Below are 1968 nucleotides of genomic sequence, written 5' to 3'. Positions count from 1 at the left end.
ATTTTTATTGAGTATAAAACACCATAAAAAAATGAACTTGGAATTTTCAAGTTCATTTTTTCTTATAGTCTATTTCCGACATTAATACGGTTAATGGCACGTTGCAGTGCAATCTTCGCACGACGTTCTTGGTCAATCAAGTGTTTGTCTTGTGCTTCTTCAATTGCACGTTCTGCACGAAGTTTGGCACGTTCTGCACGACTGATATCGATATCACGAGCACGTTCTGCAGAGTCAGCAACGATTGTAATCATATCATTGGCAATTTCAATAACGCCACCGTTTACTGCAATCCAGTTCACGTGATCTTCGTCATCAATACGTTTTACCTTTACTTCATCAACTGCTAAAACCGCAATCATATTTTCATGTCGTGGCAAGATCCCCATCTCACCATCCAGAGTTCGAACCGATACATAGCTGGCATGGTGATCATAGACGAGACCATCTGGTGTCACGATCTGGACAGTTAACTGAGCCATAGATCACCTCTTAAAATCCCATTTTTTCAGCTTTTACAATCACATCTTCGATAGAACCTACACCACGGAAGGCATCTTCTGGCAAGTGGTCGTATTTACCATCAAGGATTTCCTTAAAGCCACGTACAGTTTCAGCAACTGGAACATATGAACCAGGCTGACCAGTAAATTGTTCCGCAACGTTGAAGTTTTGTGACAAGAAGAACTGGATACGACGGGCACGTGCAACCAAGGTCTTTTCTTCATCAGAAAGCTCATCCATACCGAGGATAGCAATGATATCTTGCAATTCATGGTAACGTTGAAGGACACGTTTTACTTCTGCAGCAACTGCATAGTGCTCTTCTCCAACGATTTCAGGTGCCAAGGCACGTGAACTTGAAGCAAGTGGGTCAACGGCTGGGTAGATACCCAATTGTACCAACTTACGTTCCAAGTTTGTTGTTGAATCCAAGTGAGCGAAGGCTGTTGCTGGCGCTGGGTCAGTATAGTCATCCGCTGGCACATAGATAGCCTGGATAGAGGTTACAGACCCCTTCTTAGTTGATGTAATACGCTCTTGCAATTGACCCATTTCCGTAGCAAGGGTTGGTTGGTAACCAACGGCTGATGGCATACGACCCAAAAGGGCAGATACTTCTGAACCAGCCTGAGTGAAACGGAAGATATTATCAATAAAGAGAAGCACGTCTTGGCCTTCTACATCACGGAAGTATTCAGCGATTGTCAAACCAGTAAGGGCAACACGCATACGTGCTCCTGGTGGCTCATTCATCTGACCAAAGACCATGGCTGTTTTCTCGATAACACCTGATTCTTTCATTTCCCAGTAAAGGTCATTCCCCTCACGAGTACGTTCCCCAACACCGGTAAATACTGAAATACCACCGTGTTCTTGGGCAATGTTGTGAATCAATTCTTGGATTAAGACGGTTTTACCAACTCCGGCACCACCGAAGAGTCCAACTTTACCACCTTTAAGGTAAGGGGCAAGAAGGTCGATAACCTTGATCCCTGTTTCAAGGATTTCAGAAGAGGTAGACAATTCATCAAAAGTTGGAGCTTTTTTATGAATTGGCTGACGCTCTGCGTCTTCTGTAAAAGGAGCTTCCAAGTCAATGGTATCTCCCAAAACGTTGAAGACACGTCCCAAAGTTTCTTTACCTACTGGTACAGAGATTGGACGACCTGTGTCCAATACTTCCATTCCACGAGTCAAACCATCTGTTGATTCCATGGCGATAGTACGAACCATACCATCTCCCAACTCTAAGGCTACTTCAAGGACGATTTTTGTTTTTCTTTCGTCATTTTTGTAGACGACAAGTGCATTGTTAATCTCAGGAAGTTTTTCCCCTGCTGCAAACAAGACGTCTACAACGGGACCGATAACCTGAGCAATTTTACCTGAACTCATCTCCTTCTCCTATTCTATATAAGATACTGTCGGTTCCTAGTTCAACTAGGTCCTAATACTCTTCGAAAA

The 1968-nt window shown here is 43.5% G+C and carries 2 protein-coding genes; both read right to left on the bottom strand.

The features are described 5' to 3' along the window. Positions 1-62: 62 nt before the first annotated feature. Complete coding sequence (locus HT715_RS09605) at positions 63-482, bottom strand: F0F1 ATP synthase subunit epsilon (protein WP_000068041.1); 420 nt, start codon at positions 480-482, stop codon at positions 63-65. Positions 483-492: 10 nt separating this feature from the next. After that, positions 493-1899 (bottom strand): F0F1 ATP synthase subunit beta, encoded by a 1407-nt coding sequence (gene atpD, locus HT715_RS09600; RefSeq protein WP_050076536.1) that lies wholly within the window; start codon positions 1897-1899, stop codon positions 493-495. Positions 1900-1968: the final 69 nt, after the last annotated feature.

The organism is Streptococcus sp. 4155, assembly GCF_013276695.1.
Lineage (GTDB): Bacteria > Bacillota > Bacilli > Lactobacillales > Streptococcaceae > Streptococcus > Streptococcus pseudopneumoniae.
Note: the sequence above shows the minus strand (reverse complement) of the source record. Positions and strands in the feature narration are given on the sequence as shown.

Bases quoted from the DNA above. Each gene is read 5' to 3' on its own strand.
- HT715_RS09605 (WP_000068041.1), bottom strand. From the start codon at position 482: ATGGCTCAGTTAACTGTCCAGATCGTGACACCAGATGGTCTCGTCTAT.
- atpD (WP_050076536.1), bottom strand. From the start codon at position 1,899: ATGAGTTCAGGTAAAATTGCTCAGGTTATCGGTCCCGTTGTAGACGTC.